The sequence below is a fragment of the Cohnella faecalis genome (genome assembly GCF_003570905.1).
Lineage (GTDB): Bacteria > Bacillota > Bacilli > Paenibacillales > Paenibacillaceae > Cohnella > Cohnella faecalis.
Window position 1 is genome coordinate 347783 of the sequence record NZ_QXJM01000040.1, and the last position, 20499, is coordinate 368281.

Here is a 20499-nt window from a genome sequence, read left to right on the forward strand (position 1 = left end):
TCCCATTTCGCATCGGGTCATTGTGTTCTTATTTACTCCATATTCCTACGCCTGGCTCGTTAAGCACGACTTGCGCGATAACCGCCGCCTGCTCCCTTGTCAGCGTCTGCTTCGGCAGGAATCTTCCGCGCTCATCGCCGATCATAATGCCGCGTCCGACAACCGCTTGAACCGAGCTGACGGCTCCGGCGGAAATTTGAGCGGAATCGGCCAATGCGACGCTGGCTTTCGCTTGCAGCTTCAGCGCTCGGGTCAGCAGCTGCGCAGCTTGCTCGCGCGTCAGCTTCGCGTCGGGAGCGAATGTGCCCGGAGCTACTCCGGCCACGAGACCCGCTTGCGCCGCAGCTTCCAGCTCTTTGGCGTACCAGGCGGTCGCCTTCACGTCCTTGAACGTCGAGCCGCTCGCCGGCTTCAAGCCGATCGAACGAACGAGCGCCGACACGAATTCCGCACGTGTAACCGATGCCTTCGGCTGGAACGCAGCCGCTGCGTTATCGTTTGAACCAAGGAGAACTCCGGCCGCTTTCGTCAGGCGAACCGAATCGAGCGCCCATTTCGACACTGCGCTTTGATCCGAATAAGCGGAAGCGACGGCCAGCTTCTGAACGGAACGGACGATTGCAGGAGCTTTGCCTTCGGCATAGCCGCTAATCGTAATATCGTGAAGCCCTTCCTTCACGCCCGCGAATTTCGCTGCACCCGTGCCGTCGGTCGTAGCCGTTGCCGCACCGACCTTCACTTGAACTCCAGCAACAGGCGCCGCAGCCTTCAGCTTGCCCGTCTCCCAATCCATCTCACGGCTGGTCACCTGAATCGAGAACGCCTCGCCCGGCTTTGGAGCCGAAGGCGTAACAACGACGGATTCCGCCAGCTTCGTGTTGTCGCCATAATAGACGACGACCTCTTGTCCGTCTTCGAGCGCGAACGCATCCAATCCAACCGCAGGAATGATCCAGTTGTTACCTTTTTTCACCGCGAACGACCAACCGTCATAACCGCCGAACTTGGCGTTTTCAATGCCTTTAATAGAGGTAATATACTTGCCGAAGGACGCCTCTTTGACTACATAGTCCACTTTCTTCGCTTTCAGGAAGCTTTCCAGCGCTTCCAGACCGGTTCCGCCGCTCGCCGTACCTTCGGCCAGCACTCCTTGGTCGCCTTCGACGCGGAGCTTGACCGTTTTGTTGTACGTATCGATCCAGAACGGAACTTCCGTCGTGACGTAAGTCGGAGCCTTGCCGGTTTGGTAGCCGTCCATGGAAAGCGTATAGCTGCCCGCTTTGCCTGCGGTCAGCGTCGCTTTGCCGTCCTTGTCCGTCAGCGCGGATTTGCCGCCCACCGATACGCGAGCCGCTTCCGCAGGAGCTACGACCGCTTTGCCTGCATCCCAATCGTACGTTTCCTGCTCGATCGTAACCGTAACCGACTGTCCTTCGCGTGGAACCGCCGGCTCCCATTTTACCGAATGAATAAGAGCCGTGCTATTGCCATAGTAGACGACAATCTGATCGCCGCTTTGCGGCACGAAGCTGCCAAGACCGAGCAAGCCTGTCAGCCATGCGCCCTGTCTCTTGACCGCATACAACCAGCCGTCATAGCCGCCGAGACTGCCGTTCGCGGTTCCGGCCACCGCTTTAAGGAACGCGCCGTATTGAGGATGACGCTCTACTTCATAAGATACGTTCTTCGCCTGCAGCGCTTGAACGAGGGCATCCAACCCTGTGCGGCCGTAAGCCGCGCCCTCTGCCAGCTTGCCGCTCGTTCCATACACCGTCACGCTTGCCGGAGCTGCCGTCGGAATACCGGCGAACAAGCCCGATAGGCCGTCCCACCAGCGATCGACGGATGTCAGTCCAAGCAGCGCGTAGAACGTTGCCATCGCATCGGCTTTGCCTTCCGCCGTATGCGAGAATTGTCCGTCGCTCTGACGGTATTCCAGCAAGCGCGCAAGCGCGGACTTGCCGTTCTTCACGAACCGGGAATCGTTCACCGGATCGATATTAAGCGAGGTCAGCGCGATCAGCACTTGAACGGAGCTTTCGCTCGATTCGCCCATGCTGCCGAAGCCGCCGGTTTCCTTCTGGATGGAGGACAGCCAGACTAGAGCCTTCTCGACGACCGGCTTCACGTCTTCGCGAGCTTGATATGGAGCGAGCGCCGTCAGAACGATCGCCGTTACGTCCGTATCGCTCTTGCCTGGCGTCAGCGACCAGCCGCCGTCGGCGTTGCGGTTGTCCGCCAGCCATTTGATCAGATCGTCGCGAGTCCAGCGATCCTTCGCGCCCGGAGTATAATCCCCCGCGTCCAATGCCATCAGTGCGTAGGCAGGAGCGTTAGGGCCTTGCGCCGTCATTTTTTCGAAATTGGCGATTTTGCCAAGAAGATCCGTGCTGCCCTTGCCGACTTTGCGCGCGTCGCCGCCGTTCGCGTTAATCGCGAGAGCGGTGCGGGCAAAATCCGTCACAAGACGAAGGCTGCCGTCGTCTACGCTCTTCGCAGCGACCGGCAGGTAGCGAGATGCGACAGGCTTGCCGGAACGAGCCAACCCGAAGGCCGCCCAATCGCTGACAGGTTCAGCTTTGGCCAATTGGGCTTGCAACGCTTGCAGCGCTTCCGTTACTTGCGCCCGGGTCGGCCCGACAGCCGGCTTGGCCGCTTCCTCCGCGCTGGCGATACCCGCCAAAGCTCCCAATACGACCTGCATAGCAAGCACCAACGCAACCGCGCCGCGCCACCACGCCCCTCTCTGGCTTCTTTTTGCCGTTGAAGGTTTCCTTAACATACGCCCACTCTCCCCAAAAAAGTATGAAGCGAACGCCCGACGCAAAAAAACACCCTCGCGATGGAGGATGCTTCGGTTGATGGATGACTTGGGGTAGACGCTTGTTTCCACATCAAAACGCGCAAATTCGCTGCTGTCCCTGGAAACGCGCAGTCTCTGAAGCCACACCTCACCTATTCCTCGTAGGTACATGGTTGTAAATGGACCACAGGCAGTTCTCCTGGCTCCCGGATCATCGCCGCGCCCCGCCTTCCCGCCGCGCTGTGCGCGCAACAGTGGCTTCCATAAGGGGCGGCTCCCCGTGTACAGTGGCGGGACCGCGTCGGAATTGCACCGAACTTCTCTATTAAGCTCTTAACGAGCACCTGTTTCCTTTAGCTATTCGCTTGTGACGCCATCTTATCACGCCCGTCCCCCGGTGTCCACCGCGAACACTCTCCCGCGACGCTTGCTCCCGACTTTCCGAATCGGCGAAAAAACAGCTTGCTTTCTCTTAAATCTGGCATGCAAAATGTCGATAAACAAGTTAACGTGTCGAGTGCGCGAGGTTTAACGAGCCGTAAACATACTATAAATTAGAACTTGCCGGGGTGTAATAATGAAAAACTCAACTGTTATCGGACTTTTTTTGGGCTTCTTCGCTCTTATCGTAGGTATGTATTTGAAGGGCGCCCCGCTCACAAGCTTAATTTCGAACCCTGCGGCGTATGTAATCATTATTATCGGAACGTGCGCATCCGTCTTCATGGCATTTCCGATGAAGGACATTAAGAACGTGCCCAAGCTGTTCAAGATCACCTTCGTCGAACCGAAGCTGATTCCTCGTCAGAGCATCATCCGCATGTTCATGGAATGGGCCACCATTACTAGGCGCGAAGGCCTTCTCGCTCTCGAAGCGAGAGTAGAAGAAATCGAAGACCCCTTCCTGAAGTCGGGAATGCGCATGATCATCGACGGCAACGACCAGGATTTCGTGCGTGACGTGCTCCTGGAGGACATCTCCGCAACGGAGGAACGCCACCGCGCGGGAGCCCAAATCTTCTCCCAGGCGGGCATGTACGCTCCGACGCTGGGGGTTCTCGGGGCGGTCGTCGGTCTCATCGCGGCTCTGGGCAACCTCGACGAGATGGAGAAGCTCGCTCACGCCGTAGCCGGCGCTTTCGTCGCAACGGTACTCGGTATTTTCACCGGTTATGTTATGTGGCATCCGATATCCAATAAGCTGAAGCGCCTGTCCAAGCGCGAGATCGAGCTGAAGCTGATGATGGTCGAAGGACTGCTGTCCATCCAATCCGGCGTGTCCACGATTGCCATTCAGCAGAAGCTGATGGTGTTCCTTACTCCGACGGAGCGTATAGCGTTCTCCGAGAAGGAGGAGTCCGGCAATGAGCAGAAAGCATCGGCATGAGCCCCATGAAGAACACGCCGACGAGTCGTGGCTGCTTCCGTATTCAGACTTGATGACGCTTCTGCTGGCGCTGTTCATCGTTCTATATGCGGCCAGCTCCGTTAATACAACTAAGCTCGAAGAGCTGAGCAAAGCGTTCAAATCCGCTTTCAGCTCAGGCATCTCCATCTTCGATAAGGCAACCCTTGTTGAGACCGGAACGGTCATGGACACTCGCGACGATATCCGCCACAGGACGAACGACGGCAAGAAGAAATCCAAGGACCAGCTCATGCAAGAAGAGCAGCAGAATCTTGAGAAGCTCAAGCAGCAGCTTGATCAATACATTAAGAAGAACGGACTTTCCTCCCAGTTAAATACGCAGTTGAACCAGTCTCAGCTTCTCATTACGATACGCGACAACGCGCTGTTCCCGTCCGGCAGCGCCGCAATCAAGCCCGAATCGCAAAAGCTGGCGGTCGCCATAGGCCAAATGCTTCAGCAGTATCCCGATTACGAGGTGCTCGTTACCGGACATACCGACGATCAGCCTATAAACACGCTGGAATTTCCGTCGAACTGGGAGCTTAGCTCCAAGCGGGCGATCAATTTCATGAAAATTTTGCTGCAAAACCCGGCTTTCGATCCGAAAAAATTCAGCGCGACGGGCTACGGCGAATATCGTCCTGTCGACAAGAGCGATTCGGACACCGCTCGTTCCAAAAATCGACGGGTGGAAGTTTCGATCTTGCGCAAATACACCGATCCAGCTTCGGACGAGAACACCAAAACCCTTTCCGCAATCGCGAATGAAGGAAAAGTAAACCCATAGACTCAACAAGAAACATTAGGCAACATGCCTAATGTTTCTTTTTTATACTAAAACCTAAAAAATTCCTAAAATTTTTGTAGATATATCCAATCTTTCATACTATATTTAACTTAGTACCTAAAGACTAACTCGATTGGGAGAGACACTGGTGGAATTTTTCTGGTATATCGTTTGTTCCACTGTTGAATCATGCGCCTTTTTTATTGTGATGCTGTTTCTTTTTCGATTTCATTCCTTTCAATATATTAGATCCATTTTTGCGACCAGCGTGTTATTCTCTTTTCTTTCCTACTCTTTGCGAGTTGATCTTGGTTTTAATAATTTTTTCCCTCTCGTCACAATTCTTGTTTTCGCTGTTTATGCCTTTTACATCTTAAAGATTCCTCTGTTTTGGGCAGTAGCCATGTCTCTTGTCTCCACGATCACAAGCTTTGCCCTAGAGACTCTTATGCTCCTGCTATATTTTATACCCGGGGTAGGCACCTTAGGAGATATTAGCAGTACTTCTTCTCGCATCTTTCAAGTTCTCTATGCAATAATCGTTATCCCCTTAAGTTACTTTATGTATAGGAGAGGGATCGGGTTTGCCTTTAACTTCGACAAATTAAAGTGGCGGGCCGAGAACTTGGTTGTTTTTATTATCGTCATTATTCTAGTCATCGCTATGTTCATCACCTTTATCCAGAAAAATGTTTTCTATGCCATTGTTTTTGCCCTAATCACAACCGCATTCCTTCTGTACTTGTCGTTTAAAAAGGAGCGCGATGATATTGATTAACGCTCTTGCGCTTAAACTGGCATTCCAGCTTAAGGAAGCAAATCCTAATCATCCGGCTAGCCTCGATGTGTTGAGATATGCGATTGCTTCTATTATCAATACTGCCGGCACTGCTATTGTCGCAATTATACTTAGTCTCCTACTGGGGCACTTTTCAGGCGCAGCTCTTGCGCTGATTTCGTTCGCGGTACTTCGAATGATTTCGGGGGGCGTCATCTTGAATCCAGCATAGGCTGCATCGTTGTGACCGCTTCCGTAGCCAATATTATTCCATACATCTCCTTATCTGTTCCGATCAATATAACGATTACCTCGGTCTGCATCGTCCTTGCCTACTTCTTTGCTCCCAACAATCTGGAGAGAACCTCCCGCATTCCGACTCGATATTATCCCACTCTTAAATATGCAGCGATCCTTCTCATTGCGGTCAATCTGCTAGTTCGTTCGGATGTACTTGCAGTTACTTTTTTGATTCAATGCCTATCACTTATTCGAAAAGGAGGTGATACGAGATGAAAAAGAGATCTCTTCATTTTGTAGCGTCCGCGTTGCTCTTCCTCGCATCTATGTTCGTTTTAACCGCATGCACGTGGTTTTTCCACCAACCAGAAGTACCTGATGAATTGTTGAAACGTAAAGAGGGTTAATCATGCTTTGGAATGGCGCATTCAATCTAATGGAAGACACAGAAGGCCTTACAGGATTCAAGTCCGTTCACGCTGACGACATCCTGTTCTTTTGCGTCCAACAAAACCAGATTGTTGCACATACATTGGAAAAACAGTATTTCACTGGGTGGGACTCCTTGGACAGGCTCTGGAGAGCGGTCAAAGCGTCAGATCCTCGATACTATCGAACAGACCGCGTCTATATCGTCAACCTGTCCAAGGTGGTCTTGCTCGATCAGGAATGGTGTAAGCTTTATTTCGGCGACGATTCCACCTCCAAACACTGTTATGTTGCCCGGTCCAGATTATTGGAAGTTAAACAGCGTATGAAGCTAATTAGTGATGGAATGCCTTACTCCTAATCAAAAGCCACCGTAACCCTCCCCGCGTTCACGCTCCTTTATCCTTCCACCGCCGTAGAACCAAAGCAAGCTCCGCCCAAGTGACCGGACGATCCGGATGAGGCACAGCAGCCGCCAGCAGCCCCTCGGCACTCAGCCATAGCATGTCCTCGCTGCTCGAAAGCGACTCACCCGACTCATAATGCTTCCCGTCTTGGTGTCCCCGAGCGATCGGTCCTCCGGTGTTTGCTGCGTTTCGATATCCACATGAACCTCCCCTTTCCCGCTCCACTCCATCATTCCTCGCCAGATTGCCACAATGTCTTGACCGTATTTGGAGCCGGGCAGCTGCCATTTTCCGTTCAGATCCTCCCAATGCCGAACCGTCCCCAGCCATCCTGCCCGCTCCATCCGACTTCTGCGCTCCGCTACCTCCGCCGACTCCTCGTAACCTGCGCTCTTGTTCGCAGCGAAAGCATGGAGAAGCTGGATGTGCTGCTCCACGCTTGCCTCATCGCTCACCGACCTGCCCGAGCTCAACGCCAGCGGCTTCCAGGGTGAGCCTGCCGGTTCCGTGGTCCATGCTCTTGTATCATAGAGCGCTTGGCAGTAGGCGACATCTCCTCGAACCCCGTACTCGGCTCCGAATCGCAGATAGGCGTGCGCCAAATCCGGAACGCTTGAATTCCGTCTGCTTGCATAGGCCGCCATACGCTCGGCGTTGCACCTGGACGGCCCCATGATCGTCACTTTCCCCGATGGCCCCACATCCGGATGTCTGCGAAACGGCAACCCGGCTTCTCCCATGATTCATCGCTCCTTGCTCTCGAATAAAGGTACAACCCCTCTGTCTACTCTATTCCGCATCCCCCCATCGGTTGAACTTCTTTTCCAACCTGTTACAATAAATTTGAGTTGTGCCCACAAATAAAAAGAAAATGTGCATAACCCTGTGGACAACAGCTTACTTATCCACAGATTTATGCACACCATGTTAACAACGAATATTTGTTCGCTGGTTAGGAGCTGGAAAATTTGGTACTGGAAGATGATGAAAAGTGGATGCGCGAGGCTATCCTTCAAGCGCAATTGGCCGAATCCATCGGCGAAGTGCCGATCGGGGCCGTCATCGTCCGCGATGGGGAAATCGTAGGCGCTGGGTATAACCTGAGGGAAACCAGTCATGATCCTACCGCTCATGCCGAGATGATCGCGATCCGGCAAGCGAGCGAAAAGCTTGGAGCTTGGCGGTTGCTTGGCTGCACCTTGTACGTGACGCTAGAGCCTTGTCCGATGTGTGCGGGAGCCATTCTCCAGTCACGTGTGGAAAAGGTCGTGTACGGTGCGTCCGACCCAAAAGCCGGCTGTGTCGGAACGCTAATGGATCTGCTTCAAGACAGCCGATTCAATCACCGTTCCCCTTGGCAATCAGGAGTGCTTCACGAAGAATGCGGGGCGCTGCTCTCTGCCTTCTTCAGGCGGTTGCGCAGCCGATAGAAGCGTCTCCGAGCGAAAAGCGTGCGCTCTTCGGCTGCTTGCTTCGTTCATCCGAATCCGCTGAAGTTGTACGATCAAGCGGTCGGCCTCTTCGCTTACGGCAATAATTTCGGGATCGGTCAAATTACCTAGATCGTCTGCCATCTCATACAGGCGACGCTGAAGCAGTTGGAGACGATGGATAAGTTCATCAGAATTCATATATGCATCCATATGGGACTCCCGCCGCTCCTTTTTTCACGATTTTCTCGCCGTGTAATGATACAAAAGCCCTTCTGAATCCATTATAGGACAAATTATACCAAAATTTTGTAGAATGTTGTCGACAATATTACGGGAAATTGATTAAATTTTAAAGAAAAATAGTTCTTTGTATCTATTTCTATGGAACTAATTTTACAACATTTTGTCGATTAATTCGAATGAAGGGGAATTTTCTTTCATGTCCGTACAAATCCTATTAGTGGAAGACGACGAGGCTCTGCATAGAGGCATCCAATTTACTCTTCAACAAGAAGGCTTCGCCGTGTCCAGCGCTCGTTCGCTGGCCGATGCGCGTCTTGCGCTCGCCGAGCAACAGATACAGCTTATTCTTCTGGACGTACAGCTTCCCGATGGCAACGGGTTCGATTTTTGCGAGGAGATTCGGCGGTTGAAGGACATTCCGATTATTTTCCTGACGGCGAGCGATCACGAAATCGACATCGTGCGCGGTCTTGATTTGGGGGGCGACGACTATATTACGAAGCCCTTCCGGCTGCGCGAATTTCTGTCTCGCATTCAAGCCGTACTTCGGAGGAGAGTGCCCGGCAACGCTGCACGTGTCGAGGACTCCGGAGCGCTGTCGTCCGGCGGACTGAAGCTTCATAGAGCCGAAATGCGCCTGGACAAGCAGGGAATCGAAATTCCTCTCAGCCTGACCGAATTCCGCATGCTCGCCTTGTTCATGAGCCACCCGCGCGCCGTGTTATCCAAGGAGCAGATTATTTCGCAAGTATGGCCGGACGGAACAGATATACTGGATGACAACACGGTGGCGGTCAATATTCGGAGGCTGCGGGAAAAAATCGAACCCGACCCGCAAAGTCCGACGCTGATTACGACCGTTCGAGGAGCCGGATACCGATGGAACGGTTAAATGAAAATCGGCTCGGCGCAGCTCGCTTGTGGAGAGATCCCTCCGTCCGCAGACTTTCTCTGTGGTTAACCGGCTTGTTCGTCGTCGTCGCGATTTCCGTCTGGTTGTTCGCCTATCTCTCCGCCGAACGAATGAAAGCGGATTGGATCGACGAACAGACCGAATTAATCGGCAAGCTCGCCTTAACCGATCCGGATAAAGCGGAAGAATGGGCCCGAGCACTCGCCGGCTCGCTTGAGAGCCCGGCGTCGAAGGCGGCAATAGAAGAAGGACAACGGCTAGTCTCCCGCTATGGCATCACCCCAGCTATCGACAGCCGAATGATTCCCGCTTCGCATTCTTATTATACTCGCACGCTAGCGGCGGCCGGGCTGGGCGCGGTCATCTTCGCTATGCTTGCAGCTATTATTATGCTGCGGGAATCTCGACGAGGGCTGATTCAGATCAGCCGTCTCGCCCGCTCCGTCGAGGACACCGTAAAGCACAACAAGCCAATGGCATTCCGGCTCTATGGAGAAGGAGAGCTCGGACTTCTGGCTAACAGCGTGCAGGAGCTGGCTATCCGTCTCCAAGAAACAATCGAGCAACTAGAGCAAGACAAGACTTTCCTGAAAAACATGGTTGCGGACATCTCCCATCAGTTGAAGACGCCTCTGGCATCCTTGATCATTTATGTGGATCTGCTCCGCGAAGGCAAGACCGACTCGGTTTCCTCCGCCGAGTTTCTGGACACTTGCCGAAGAGAGCTGGACCGGATGGAATGGCTGACTCTAACGCTGCTGAAATTGGCTCGAATGGAAGCCGGCGCGCTCGACATGCAGATGAGAACAGGCGATTTGGCGGATACTTTGCGCAAAGCGATTGAGCCGACGCGCCGTCTGGCGGAGGAACGAGCTATCGACATCTCTGTCGTCGAACCGGAGGAGCCGATCTACTGCCCCCACGATTCCCATTGGCTGGCCGAAGCCCTGCAGAACGTGATCAAAAACGCCATCGAGCATAGCCCCGCACATAGCCGGGTGACGATCCGTTCCGAGCAGACTTCCGTATTTATCCGCATTACTGTCACGGACAGCGGCCAAGGAATCGACGAGCGGCATCTTCCCCATATTTTCAAAAAGTTCTATCGGGCTTCCCGAGGAGGCAGCGGCGTCGGACTCGGCTTGCCTCTGGCCCGGATCATCGCGGAAAAGCACGGCGGGCTGCTGTCGGCAAGAGCGAACGCCGGTGAAGGATCGACATTCACGCTTACGCTTCCGGCGAACGGCTCCGTTCCCTTTTTGCTTACAAAACTGTAAGCTTGGGCAACGCCGTCCTGTAAGGTTGCCGCGTTATACTGGTCTCATTGATCCGAGGAAGGGCCGAGCGAATCGGTCTGTGACGGGATCCAACTAGACTGGAAAGGGTGTTTCCTTCGTGAATGTCATCCAAGTAGATGGACTGAACAAAACATATGGCAAAGGATCGACGCAGGTTTCCGCGCTGCAGAACGTATCGTTCTCAATTAAGCAAGGCGAGTTCGTCGCCGTAATCGGCGCCAGCGGCTCGGGCAAGAGTACGCTGCTGCACATGCTCGGCGGCTTGGACAAACCGTCCGGCGGCCACGTCCATATTGACGGCGAAGACTTGTACGGCTTGAAGGAGAAAGAGCGCGCGGTGTTCCGGCGCCGGAAGATCGGATTTATTTTTCAGTCGTATAACCTCATTCCCGTCCTTAACGTGGAAGAAAACATTCAGCTCCCGCTCCTGCTCGACCATCGCCAGCCGGACAAGTCGTACATTAACGACCTGATCCGTACGCTGGGGCTGGAGGAGCGCCGCAAGCATCTGCCGTCCGAGCTGTCCGGAGGCCAGCAGCAGCGGGTCGCCATCGGACGCGCGCTGGCCTATCGGCCCGCCATCGTCCTCGCCGACGAGCCGACGGGCAATCTCGACAGCGCCAGCGGGCGCGAGGTGCTTGAACTGCTGAAGCTTGCCGTGCGGCAATTTCACCAGACCGTCATCATCATCTCCCACGATATGAACATCGCGGCCGAAGCCGACCGCGTCCTCCGCATTCAGGACGGACGGCTCGTCAGCGACACGTACGGGGGGAAAGGCGAATGATAGGCTATGGCGCTTTGGCGGGACGGTATCTGAAGCAGCAACGACGAAAATCAACGCTGACGGTATTCGGCATCATTCTGTCCGTGGCGTTAATCTGCGCGTTGGGGACGATGGGCCAGGCATTGAAGGACAATTTGTTGAAGCAGCAAATGTACGAGGACGGCTCCTGGCATTTTGCATACACGCCGAACTCCGCCGAGCTGTACGATAAGCTGAGCCATCATGCGCTTGTGGATCGAACGGGAGCGTTAATTTCCGGAGATATTACAGCGCTGGCCGACGATTATAAGATTGCGGTCAACGATGCAAACGCGGACGCGCTTCAATTGCTTCCGATCCATCTGGCGGAGGGACGGCTTCCGGCCGCTCCGAACGAGCTGGCCGCCGAGCAATGGATCGTTCAGCGGCTGCCCGGCAAGCCGAAGCTCGGCGACACGGTTCGTCTGAACGGGCCGGACGGACAGCTTCGCGATTATGCGCTCGTAGGGACGTTAAAGAACGGGAGACAATCCCAAGTCGAAGGCGTCGGCGCAGCCTATGCGGGCCTGGATGACGCGAAGGTTGCGAGCATTCCCGGCAAAACATCGCTCCAGCTCTATGTGACACTGCGAGAGGGAGCGGATATTAGTCGGCATCTGCCCGAGTTCGAGAAGCTTGACGGATCGTTCAGAGACAACAATCAGGTGCTTGCGTTAATGGGAGAATCGTCGAGCAACGATCTTAATCAGGCGCTTGCTATTATTTTCGGCACATTGGTTGGACTTGTCGTGCTCTCAACCGTAGCCGTTATCTACAACTCCTTCCACATCTCCGTCCTGGAACGGATTCGCCAATTCGGACTTCTCCGAACGCTCGGAGCGACGCCTAGGCAAATTCGCAATCTGGTGCTGAGAGAAGCTACAACGCTCGCGCTCATCGGCATACCTTTCGGGCTGGCAATCGGTTGGGGCGGCCTGTATCTGGTACTGTGGCTCATGATTCAAGGCGGCTTTCAGATTTTGCAAATGGAAAATTTCCATCTGACGTTCCATTGGTGGATTATGGGCTTAAGCGTCGGAGTCGGAATCGCAGCCGTCTACATGGCGGCATGGCTGCCCGCCCGCAAAGCGTCCCGCGTGTCTCCGGTGGAAGCCGTCAAAGGGGCGGGAAGCATCGTCCGGGAATCGTACCGGCGCGCCCGAATTCCATCGCCGCTCCATTCGCTGGGCGTCGAAGGAAAGATGGCTTCCAAAAATATTCGACGCAACCGAACCAAGTTCCGGATCACGACGTTCTCTATCGTCGTCAGCATTACGCTTTTTATCGTGTTCCACTATTTCGCACAGCAGGTTTTCGATACTGCCATCCAGTCGAACGAAGACAATCGGATCTCCTTCGAGCTGCAGCGTACCAACATGAGCTTTCGAGTGAACGACGACGGCACCGTGCCGCCGGTACAGGATATCGTGCCGCCTGAGACGATCGGTCAGTTGGAAGCTATGCCCGGCGTAGACGACGTATACGGCAATTATCAGTCCCCTGTGGCCAAAGTTCTTGTGCCTGAAAATAAAGTAAACTCGCGCGCCGAGGAAGTCGGAGGCATCCATTTTGTGCGATCCGACTGGGACGGCGGTGTTCGAGCCATCGTACCGACGATGTTAACTTTGTACGACGAAGCTCGGCTGAAAGAAGCCGCCAAATACGTCGAGTCGGGCTCCGCCGACCCGAAGCTGCTTGCAGAAGAGAACGGCGTGCTGATCGTGCAGACGGCGAAGCCTTACAGCAAGCAGAGCAAGAAGCTGAATCAATTGGATCTGACCACTTACAAAGTGGGAGATACCTTGACTATCCACATGGGGGAGTCCGACGCTATCCAGTCTTCTACTGTCCGTGAGGTTAAGGTGGCCGGCATTCTGTCGGAGTCTCCCTTCGGCAGCCGGTATTTGGACCACGGGCTCACTGTAATCGCGGCGAAGTCAACGTTCGCCATGCTGCTCGACAGCGTTCCAGCAGCCAAGAACGTTCCAGTCTATGGAACCGCGCTTCTCGGTCTGGAGATCGCCCTGAAGGAAGGGGCGGATACCGAACCGGTCAAGCTGAAGCTGGAGCAGATCGCCGCTGGCATCAAGGGCTCGCAAGTCATCGACATCGCGGCGGAGCAAGCTCAGGAGCGTCAGTTCGGGCTACAGATGAAAATTTTCATCTACGGCTTCCTCGGCATCATCGCCTTGATCGGCAGCCTGAACATCATCAACACCGTTCAGACGAATCTGTTCCTGCGCCGCCGTGAATTCGGGCTGCTTCAAGCGGTCGGCATGACTATGGGGCAAGTTCGGAAAATGGCTACGACGGAGGGCGTCTGGTTCGGCATCATCGGCAGCATCTGGGGCTTGCTGTGCGGGGGCTTGCTGAGTTACTTCCTGTTCGTACAAATGTCCAACGTGCAGGGCATGCCCTTCGACTTCCCGTGGGGCGGCGCCGCGATCGCCTGCGGCTTTGCGATCTGCGTCGGGCTGCTCTCCGTGCAGGGCCCGCTGCGCCGGATGCAGAAGGCGAATTTGATCGATACTCTTCGTGAAGAGGCTTAACAGCGTGGTTATAGAGCTTTAGCGCTCACCAACGCGTTAATTAACGCCGCACCCCCGAATCCAAAAGGACTCGGGGGTGCGGTATTTCTATACGCGGCTAGATAGCTTACCTCTCCGACTTATGGCGGGCAGCTTTATTTGAATGTGACGTTAAAATAGGGACTGCCCCATGAGGAGCAGCCCCTACTATGTTATTCTTCCTTCGCAGGTGCGCAAGTGTCGCGAACGATCAGCTCCGTCGGCACGATAGCAGTCGGCGAAGCAAACATTTCATCGACGATAAGCTCGTCAAGCAGCTCGACAGCCTTGCGGCCCATCGCGATCATATCTTGGCGAATAGTCGTCAGCGCCGGTGTTACGTTGCGAGCCAGCTCGATATCGTCAAAGCCGATAACCGAAATGTCGCCCGGCACCGACAATCCGGCGTCGCGTATCGCGTCTATAGCTCCTATCGCGCACATGTCGGAGCAGCAGACAACTGCGGTCGGCCTTTCGGCCGGAGGCAGCTCGAGGAGGCTGTTCATCGCAGAATACCCGCTCTCGCGAGTAAAAATGCTATGAGCCACGTAATCCTCGCGGAAAGGGAGTCCCGCGATTTCGAGTCCTTTTTTGTATCCGTCATACCGAAGCCGCCCTACATAACTCTCCACGATCCCGGCGATAAACGCGATGCGTCTGTGCTTAAGCTCCCTCAAATAGGAAATCGAATGGCACATCGCATCGACATTGTCGGAGCTAATATACCCTGCACGTTGCCCGACGATGTCCATATCGATGAAGATGCTCGGCAGTCCGGACTCCAACAACTCCTTGAAATACGCGTCGTCCTCCTGAAAGCCAAAGATGACGACGCCCTCTACGTTACGGCTCTGGCAATGACGAACGAAGCTGTAGTCTTTATTGAAAGTCAACTGGGATAGGTAAATGAGGTCATAACCTTTGGCTTTGAGCGCAAGCTCCATGCCTGACAGAATGGAAGCGAAAAAAGGATGCGTCAAGCCGGTTGTCAAATAAATGCCGAGCGTCATCGAACGTCGCCCAACGAGCGCGCGAGCGGCGGCATTCGGCTGAAACCGCGTCTCCTTGACGATTCGAAGCACTCTTTCTTTCGTCTTCTGACTAACCGTCGTGTATCCGTTCAACACTTTCGACACCGTCGCGACCGAAACTCCGGCCGCTTTGGCGACATCTCTAATGTTGGTCGCCATGCTTCCCCCCCATTGATATCTTTATTAAAACGCTTTAATTGCTACGATACCTTGTTTAAGTGCGCTTTGCAAACGAATTCAAAACCACTTTAACGACGACTTTCATCCGCACTCGATTTCTGTTAAAATGGAAATCGCACCGCGCGCCCGTAGCTCAGCAGGATAGAGCGACAGTTTCCTAAACTGCAGGTCGTACGTTCGAATCGTATCGGGCGCGCCATACGTCAATTGTTGAAGAATCGCAATCGTTTGCGGTTCTTTTTGTTTTGTTCGGGTATGTGGGGGGCGTGGGCTTGCGGGCGAAAGCGGTGGTTTTGCTGTCACTAGAACAACAGGAGGACAGCAGAGGGACAACCATGGTGTCGAGAGTTGTCAAAGCTTCTGTACAGCACTTAGACTGCATGGTACATTCATCTTGTAGGAATTGGAATTAATCCCAATGGTATTGATAATGTTCGTACATACCTGTTAGATGAAATTACTGTAATATTTACAAGGGAGCCGATCGTGGGAGAAAAGTTAGATATACAGAGTCATGTGATAAAACAGGAATTTGAATTATTTTTCACTGAACAAACTGTCCTTATGTCTCATGTGTTATTTGATAAAGGGAACGACAAAGTAAGAGAATTATTGCCAATTCTTAATGCAATAATCGAGACATAGAAGGCAATGATTATTTTAGCAAGACAAGACTTAGTAAATGATTTTTATATGTTATCAAGAGGATTTGTTGAAAGACTGGTTAATTTTTGTTATTTACTAGTTTGCGACGAATCTAAATACAAAGTTTTCATGTTGCATACAAGTCAAAAAGCCTATCGAAAACTGGATAGGTCTATAACTATTCCACAAGGGTCGGTTCAAATTAAGTTTTCTGGTCAACAACATGTGACCATACCTAATCTCCAAGAATCTATTGACCTATTTACAAGCAAATCAGGTAAAGAAATTAGTCATTGGACTAAGGTGTCACTAGATGATCGTAAATATATATGAGGATGCGTCAGAGGCCTTACATGGAACTCTCTATATTACTAAAATTAATTGCAAAATTAATTGCAAGTAAACAAGAAATTGAAGAAAGTATACAAAAGTCAAATGAAAGTGTTGAAAGGGCCATGGAGCTAATGGAGATGTCAAAAACAGTTTGAAAGAGGCACATGGGGGCAGTAACTTCATCTAACACTATATTCACACATCGGAGCCTAGCAGCTCCTCGGTCCGCTTGAAGCGATTGACAGGGATGTGGATTTAGCGGACACTCCGCACCGACTAACCGCATCGCGGCCGCCTCTGGCGGGGCTTAAGTCGGTGGGACGTCGTGAATACGGGAACGTTATCCGAAATTATTGTAATTATGAAAGGGAGAACAAAGTGGATTTCTTGAATAATATAAAAGAATTAAAAGATTTTAGTTTAAAAAAGTTATTAATAATATCTTCAACTGTATTACTCTTTTTGTACTATTTCAAAGAATCGTATTCGAAAGAGTATAACAATTTTCTTCTAACTATTGATCACTGGGCAAATAAATTAAATTACAGTGAGTGGAGTTCTGTCATAATCATATTGCAACGCTTTATTGGAAGTCTTTCTCTAATCAGTCTTGTTCTATATGTTATAACCGCAATAATATATTCTACAATATGGTCAAGAATGTATAATTCAAGATTTCTTAATAGTAAAAGAAAAGATTTTATGGATGGCGTCGGAAAATTGTATCTTAGCAGTTCCATTTCATATTTAAATATTATTGGCTATTCCGAGATATTAAACGGTAAATACATAAGAAGTGATGTTTTTAAATCGCTTGGATTATTAAGCATTGGAATAATTCTTGTTTATTTTTTAGCTTTTATGATTAGCAACAATGATGATGGGTGGGAGTAATCATGGAGGACAATAACTTCAACACTATATCACGCATCGTAGCCTGACGGCTCCTCGGTCCGCCCGAAGGGGATTGACAGGGAAGTGGAATCAGGCGAACACATCAGCACTGACTTAAGGCCCTGACGGAGCCTTAAGTCAGTGGAATATCGTGGAAACGAGAACGTTATATGAAAGGGATGCATTGTACTTTAATGAACATGGATACTATGGGCGCCGCGACGCGGTTAGGTGGTGTAGGTATGTCCAGCTGATTCCACTTTCTGCTGCCTGAAATGCCCCATCGCAATTCTTCAATTTGGTCGTTAAGCAACTTCGCCTCATCATCACTAAACATTTGATTGTTGGTGACTCTCGAAAAATATAGATTCCGAAAATTTGTTTGAAACTTCTTCATCTTAGTTGACCGAGAATAAGATTCATGCCCTGGCTTACCGGATTGGTGACGATGAGGATTTATGTCATAGAGGCTTTGAGTGCTTTGTAGAATTTATGAAGCAATATCAACCTCGTTTTTTATTGCACGGACATCAACATTTAATTTACGGCAGGAATCAAAGAATTCATCAATTTTAAAACACAATGATTATCAATGCTTTTGGTTATCATATTTTAGAGATCTGACTTACCGCCGAGTAATCTTTGCTAAATTGAGGTGAATCCTAGCAGCTTTATGAAAAAGTTCATCGTATCCTTATTAGGCACGCTCGTTGTTTTTATAGCCATAGTTTGGACTTCAAAAACGACGATGACTGGTGAAATAGTCAAAATCAAAGAAATCAATAATGAAAAGGTAACTATCGAAAATCTAAATGGTAGAGTTGCAGCTATAGAGGCGCCCAAGACTATATTGAATTTGATAGCTGTAGATAAGCAATATTATTTTGAATATAAGAAGTATAGATGGCGGGGACCTAAGTTAACTAATATTCAACCGATAGGAAACTAGTGGGAACCCGGAGGTGGCAGAACCTAGCAGGAAGGTTTTTAAACGCCAAAACCCTCCCAAATTTTTGTTTCACAGCAGTAACATAAACAACACCCCTGAAGTATTTACATAAACTTCAGGGGTGTTGTTTTTACTCTCACTCAAATTTCATTCATTTAATTATAATGAATGCCTACTCTATCATAAACAAAAGTACCATCGGTTGTTTTTGTATAGTAATAATATTTAGATAAAGGCGGTTGTGTTGTTCCATCTTCTTTAAACAAAGCAGAATAAGTTTTGCTGTCATTCCATGCATACCAAGTCCCGTTTTGATGAATAAGCCAGCCCTTTCCCCATACTGAATCGTAGAAATAAGAGCCGTCAGTCAGATAGGGGACACCTGCAGCTTGATTACTGGCAAGAGATTGTTCCCTATTCACCTTACCATCTTGTTTCCAAGCTACGGCCCAAGCTGTGTTAACTTGACGACTATAGGTACCCAACCAGGTACCTGAATTATTCCAGACTACCAATTCAGCTTTATAGGTTCCGTTTGCATTCTGAACCAATAACACCTGCATTTGAATCGTTTGTCCAGGACTCAAACTAATAGTCTGTCCATCGTCCCATGCTTGATTAATCGGTGTCTGAGTATATGCCGCAGAATTAAGGTTGGAGAAAAATTTCCAAGTTCCATTCTTGTAAAGAATACCGATGTCCAAGCCAGGACCACAAGGAGTGCTACAAGTATGAGTATCGCGATACATTCCGTAAAAGAACTCTGGATGTGTTTGGTTGACGTTGTTAGCTGAATAGGATGCAGGGATAGTTAAAAATCCATTTGAACCTACATAGCCCTGACCGTACAATGATGCCCTAACGAAATGAATACCTCCTGCAGATGCTACGCTTACTGCACTGAACATCATTACCAAGGCAAGTAATACGACTTTCTTCATCAAACTACCTCCGAAAATTTGGTGTTTGAGGGTTTAACAACCCTCTTTTCTCAGATATTCTCTTTTAATTTCTAAATTCCTTTCTTTTAATTAAATTTTTGTCATTTTTTAAATTAATTTATTCTATGTAGATGCTAACTATTGTTGTTTTGATAGAGAAAAACTCGCTTCTTATCGAATCCTAGTAAAAAATCTTTCGTAAAAGAAATCAATAATAAAAAGATAACTATATTTTGAATACAAGAAGTACAGATGGAGGGGTAACCCGTTGGAACCAGGAGGTAGATAAAGGGGAAATCTCTCAGGAGAAATATAGACAGTATGTGCACGCCATTCGTATGAAAACAGCCGTATATATGTTGACTGAGTCTACCTTGACGGTATCGGAAATCGCGGAGTTTCTGGGCTACAGTGACGTGTCTTACTTTAATAAAATTTGTAGAAGGATGCTTGGAAAGACTCCCAATTCACCCCTCAGGAGCAAAAGAACAAGCCCCAGTCCAATGACCAGGGCTTGTTCTTTCGCTTTATTTTCTCTGAGACATTTCCCTCAGAGCGGCTCGGCTCTTCTCCAAGTACATGACGGACTGATCGTAGCTTCTGCTCGCGACGCCAAGGTAGAGGATGTCGATCACGTTCAGTTGCGCAATCCGAGAGGCCGTGGCGCCGCTGCGAATCTCATTCTCTGTCGAGGAGATGAAGAGAGGGATGTCGGCTAGCCCTCCAAGCGTATTGTTGCCATACTTCGTTATGCTGATCGAGGCTGCTCCGGCTTCTTTCGCTTTCTTCAGGCAAGCGATTACGAAGTCGGCCTCCCCCGAATAGGATATGCCTACCGCCACATCGTCGGCTTCCATGGTTACCGCGGAAGTCAATTGCAGATGCGATTCGCTGAACGCGAAGCTCGTGTGGTTGATCCGCATGAACTTGTTCTGCGCGTCTACCGCTACTATATTCGAGGCGCCAAGCCCGAAGAAGAAGATCCGTTTCGCACGATGCAATACGTCGATCGCTTGGGTCATTTTCTCCATATCGAGTATCTTAACGGTATCCCGTATCGATTGAATATTATTGTTCGAGACGTAATGAACAATATTCTCCACGGAATCCATCGGGCGAATTTCTTGGTAGCCGGAGTCCTCGCCTGACTGCAGATCGCCTGCGACCTTAAGCTTAAGCTCCTGATAACCCTTCACGCCCATAGACTTGCACAGCCGGATGATAGCCGCTTGGCTTCCGCCGCTGCGAGCGGACAGCTCGGCGACCGAAAGCTGAATCGTCTCCTCCGGATAATCCAGAATATACTGGGCGACTTTCTTCTCCGAAGGCGTCACTTCATTCCATATTTCCTTGAGACGAACCAAACCTCCGTTCAAAATACGTCCTCCCAACACATTCATTGCTACTTATTC

The 20499-nt window shown here is 50.8% G+C and carries 19 protein-coding genes, 1 tRNA gene, 2 pseudogenes and 1 riboswitch; of the genes and pseudogenes, 16 read left to right on the forward strand and 6 right to left on the reverse strand.

Going from position 1 to position 20499, the window contains the following annotated elements:
• Positions 1-28: 28 nt before the first annotated feature.
• Positions 29-2782, reverse strand: coding sequence for an S-layer homology domain-containing protein (locus D3H35_RS23040; protein WP_158594238.1), 2754 nt, complete (start codon positions 2780-2782; stop codon positions 29-31).
• A gap of 193 nt (positions 2783-2975) precedes the next feature.
• Positions 2976-3166: riboswitch (cobalamin riboswitch) on the reverse strand.
• Between the two features lie 214 nt (positions 3167-3380).
• Between D3H35_RS23040 and motA the strand changes: the two genes are divergently transcribed.
• The 6 genes and pseudogenes from motA to D3H35_RS23075 all read left to right on the forward strand — a co-directional run bounded on the left by motA (position 3381) and on the right by D3H35_RS23075 (position 6809).
• A complete protein-coding gene (gene motA / locus D3H35_RS23045; protein WP_119151519.1) occupies positions 3381-4190 on the forward strand; it encodes a flagellar motor stator protein MotA in 810 nt (269 codons plus the stop codon).
• Positions 4168-5001, forward strand: a complete 834-nt coding sequence (locus D3H35_RS23050) for a flagellar motor protein MotB (RefSeq protein WP_119151520.1) — start codon at positions 4168-4170, stop codon at positions 4999-5001. The genes motA and D3H35_RS23050 overlap by 23 nt, the downstream gene beginning before the upstream one ends.
• A gap of 148 nt (positions 5002-5149) precedes the next feature.
• Positions 5150-5779 (forward strand): hypothetical protein, encoded by a 630-nt coding sequence (locus tag D3H35_RS23055; protein WP_119151521.1) that lies wholly within the window; start codon positions 5150-5152, stop codon positions 5777-5779.
• Positions 5766-6295, forward strand: a pseudogene (locus D3H35_RS34980) (accessory gene regulator B family protein). The gene D3H35_RS23055 and the pseudogene D3H35_RS34980 overlap by 14 nt, the downstream one beginning before the upstream one ends.
• On the forward strand, positions 6292-6426 hold the full coding sequence (locus tag D3H35_RS34985; protein WP_119151524.1) for a cyclic lactone autoinducer peptide: 135 nt from the start codon (positions 6292-6294) through the stop codon (positions 6424-6426). Before D3H35_RS34980 ends, D3H35_RS34985 begins: the two are co-directional and overlap by 4 nt.
• 2 nt (positions 6427-6428) lie before the next feature.
• The gene (locus tag D3H35_RS23075; protein WP_119151525.1) at positions 6429-6809 is read left to right on the forward strand and encodes a LytTR family DNA-binding domain-containing protein; all 381 of its coding nucleotides are present in this window, start codon (positions 6429-6431) and stop codon (positions 6807-6809) included.
• Positions 6810-6941: 132 nt separating this feature from the next.
• Here D3H35_RS23075 and D3H35_RS23080 read toward each other — a convergent pair whose 3' ends face one another.
• Positions 6942-7595: a hypothetical protein gene (locus tag D3H35_RS23080; RefSeq protein ID WP_119151526.1), complete on the reverse strand. Its 654-nt coding sequence runs from the start codon at positions 7593-7595 to the stop codon at positions 6942-6944.
• A 234-nt stretch (positions 7596-7829) separates the two neighbouring features.
• Between D3H35_RS23080 and tadA the strand changes: the two genes are divergently transcribed.
• Positions 7830-8285 carry a tRNA adenosine(34) deaminase TadA gene (gene tadA, locus D3H35_RS23085; protein ID WP_378125392.1) on the forward strand — a complete coding sequence of 152 codons (456 nt, stop codon included), beginning with the start codon at positions 7830-7832 and terminating at the stop codon, positions 8283-8285.
• On the opposite strand, the gene D3H35_RS23090 is transcribed toward tadA, so the two are convergent.
• Positions 8217-8498, reverse strand: coding sequence for an aspartyl-phosphate phosphatase Spo0E family protein (locus D3H35_RS23090; protein ID WP_119151528.1), 282 nt, complete (start codon positions 8496-8498; stop codon positions 8217-8219). The genes tadA and D3H35_RS23090 overlap by 69 nt on opposite strands.
• 229 nt (positions 8499-8727) lie before the next feature.
• On the opposite strand from D3H35_RS23090, the gene D3H35_RS23095 reads away from it, so the two are divergent.
• The 4 genes from D3H35_RS23095 (at position 8728) to D3H35_RS23110 (ending at position 14096) form a co-directional block, all read left to right on the forward strand.
• Entirely contained in the window at positions 8728-9423 is a 696-nt protein-coding gene (locus tag D3H35_RS23095) for a response regulator transcription factor (RefSeq protein WP_119151529.1), read from the forward strand.
• A complete protein-coding gene (locus tag D3H35_RS23100; RefSeq protein ID WP_119151530.1) occupies positions 9411-10721 on the forward strand; it encodes a sensor histidine kinase in 1311 nt (436 codons plus the stop codon). The genes D3H35_RS23095 and D3H35_RS23100 overlap by 13 nt, the downstream gene beginning before the upstream one ends.
• A 118-nt stretch (positions 10722-10839) precedes the next feature.
• The gene (locus tag D3H35_RS23105) at positions 10840-11529 is read left to right on the forward strand and encodes an ABC transporter ATP-binding protein (protein WP_119151531.1); all 690 of its coding nucleotides are present in this window, start codon (positions 10840-10842) and stop codon (positions 11527-11529) included.
• Positions 11526-14096 carry an ABC transporter permease gene (locus D3H35_RS23110; protein WP_119151532.1) on the forward strand — a complete coding sequence of 857 codons (2571 nt, stop codon included), beginning with the start codon at positions 11526-11528 and terminating at the stop codon, positions 14094-14096. The genes D3H35_RS23105 and D3H35_RS23110 overlap by 4 nt, the downstream gene beginning before the upstream one ends.
• 191 nt (positions 14097-14287) lie before the next feature.
• On the opposite strand, the gene D3H35_RS23115 is transcribed toward D3H35_RS23110, so the two are convergent.
• Complete coding sequence (locus D3H35_RS23115) at positions 14288-15304, reverse strand: LacI family DNA-binding transcriptional regulator (RefSeq protein WP_119151533.1); 1017 nt, start codon at positions 15302-15304, stop codon at positions 14288-14290.
• Positions 15305-15447: 143 nt separating this feature from the next.
• Here D3H35_RS23115 and D3H35_RS23120 point away from each other — a divergent pair.
• The 4 genes from D3H35_RS23120 (at position 15448) to D3H35_RS23130 (ending at position 18146) form a co-directional block, all read left to right on the forward strand.
• Positions 15448-15524 (forward strand) — tRNA-Arg (locus tag D3H35_RS23120).
• A gap of 452 nt (positions 15525-15976) precedes the next feature.
• Positions 15977-16303 carry a DUF5677 domain-containing protein gene (locus tag D3H35_RS34990; protein WP_378125366.1) on the forward strand — a complete coding sequence of 109 codons (327 nt, stop codon included), beginning with the start codon at positions 15977-15979 and terminating at the stop codon, positions 16301-16303.
• Between the two features lie 249 nt (positions 16304-16552).
• The gene (locus D3H35_RS23125) at positions 16553-17197 is read left to right on the forward strand and encodes a hypothetical protein (protein WP_147355924.1); all 645 of its coding nucleotides are present in this window, start codon (positions 16553-16555) and stop codon (positions 17195-17197) included.
• Positions 17198-17870: 673 nt separating this feature from the next.
• On the forward strand, positions 17871-18146 hold the full coding sequence (locus D3H35_RS23130; RefSeq protein WP_119151535.1) for a hypothetical protein: 276 nt from the start codon (positions 17871-17873) through the stop codon (positions 18144-18146).
• A gap of 155 nt (positions 18147-18301) precedes the next feature.
• Here D3H35_RS23130 and D3H35_RS23135 read toward each other — a convergent pair whose 3' ends face one another.
• On the reverse strand, positions 18302-19087 hold the full coding sequence (locus D3H35_RS23135) for a hypothetical protein (RefSeq protein ID WP_119151536.1): 786 nt from the start codon (positions 19085-19087) through the stop codon (positions 18302-18304).
• A 233-nt stretch (positions 19088-19320) separates the two neighbouring features.
• Between D3H35_RS23135 and D3H35_RS34275 the strand changes: the two are divergent.
• Positions 19321-19542, forward strand: a pseudogene (locus D3H35_RS34275) (helix-turn-helix domain-containing protein); the annotation flags it as partial.
• A 72-nt stretch (positions 19543-19614) separates the two neighbouring features.
• On the opposite strand, the gene D3H35_RS23145 reads toward D3H35_RS34275, so the two are convergent.
• Positions 19615-20463 (reverse strand): MurR/RpiR family transcriptional regulator, encoded by an 849-nt coding sequence (locus D3H35_RS23145; protein WP_119151537.1) that lies wholly within the window; start codon positions 20461-20463, stop codon positions 19615-19617.
• Between the last annotated feature and the right edge of the window lie 36 nt (positions 20464-20499).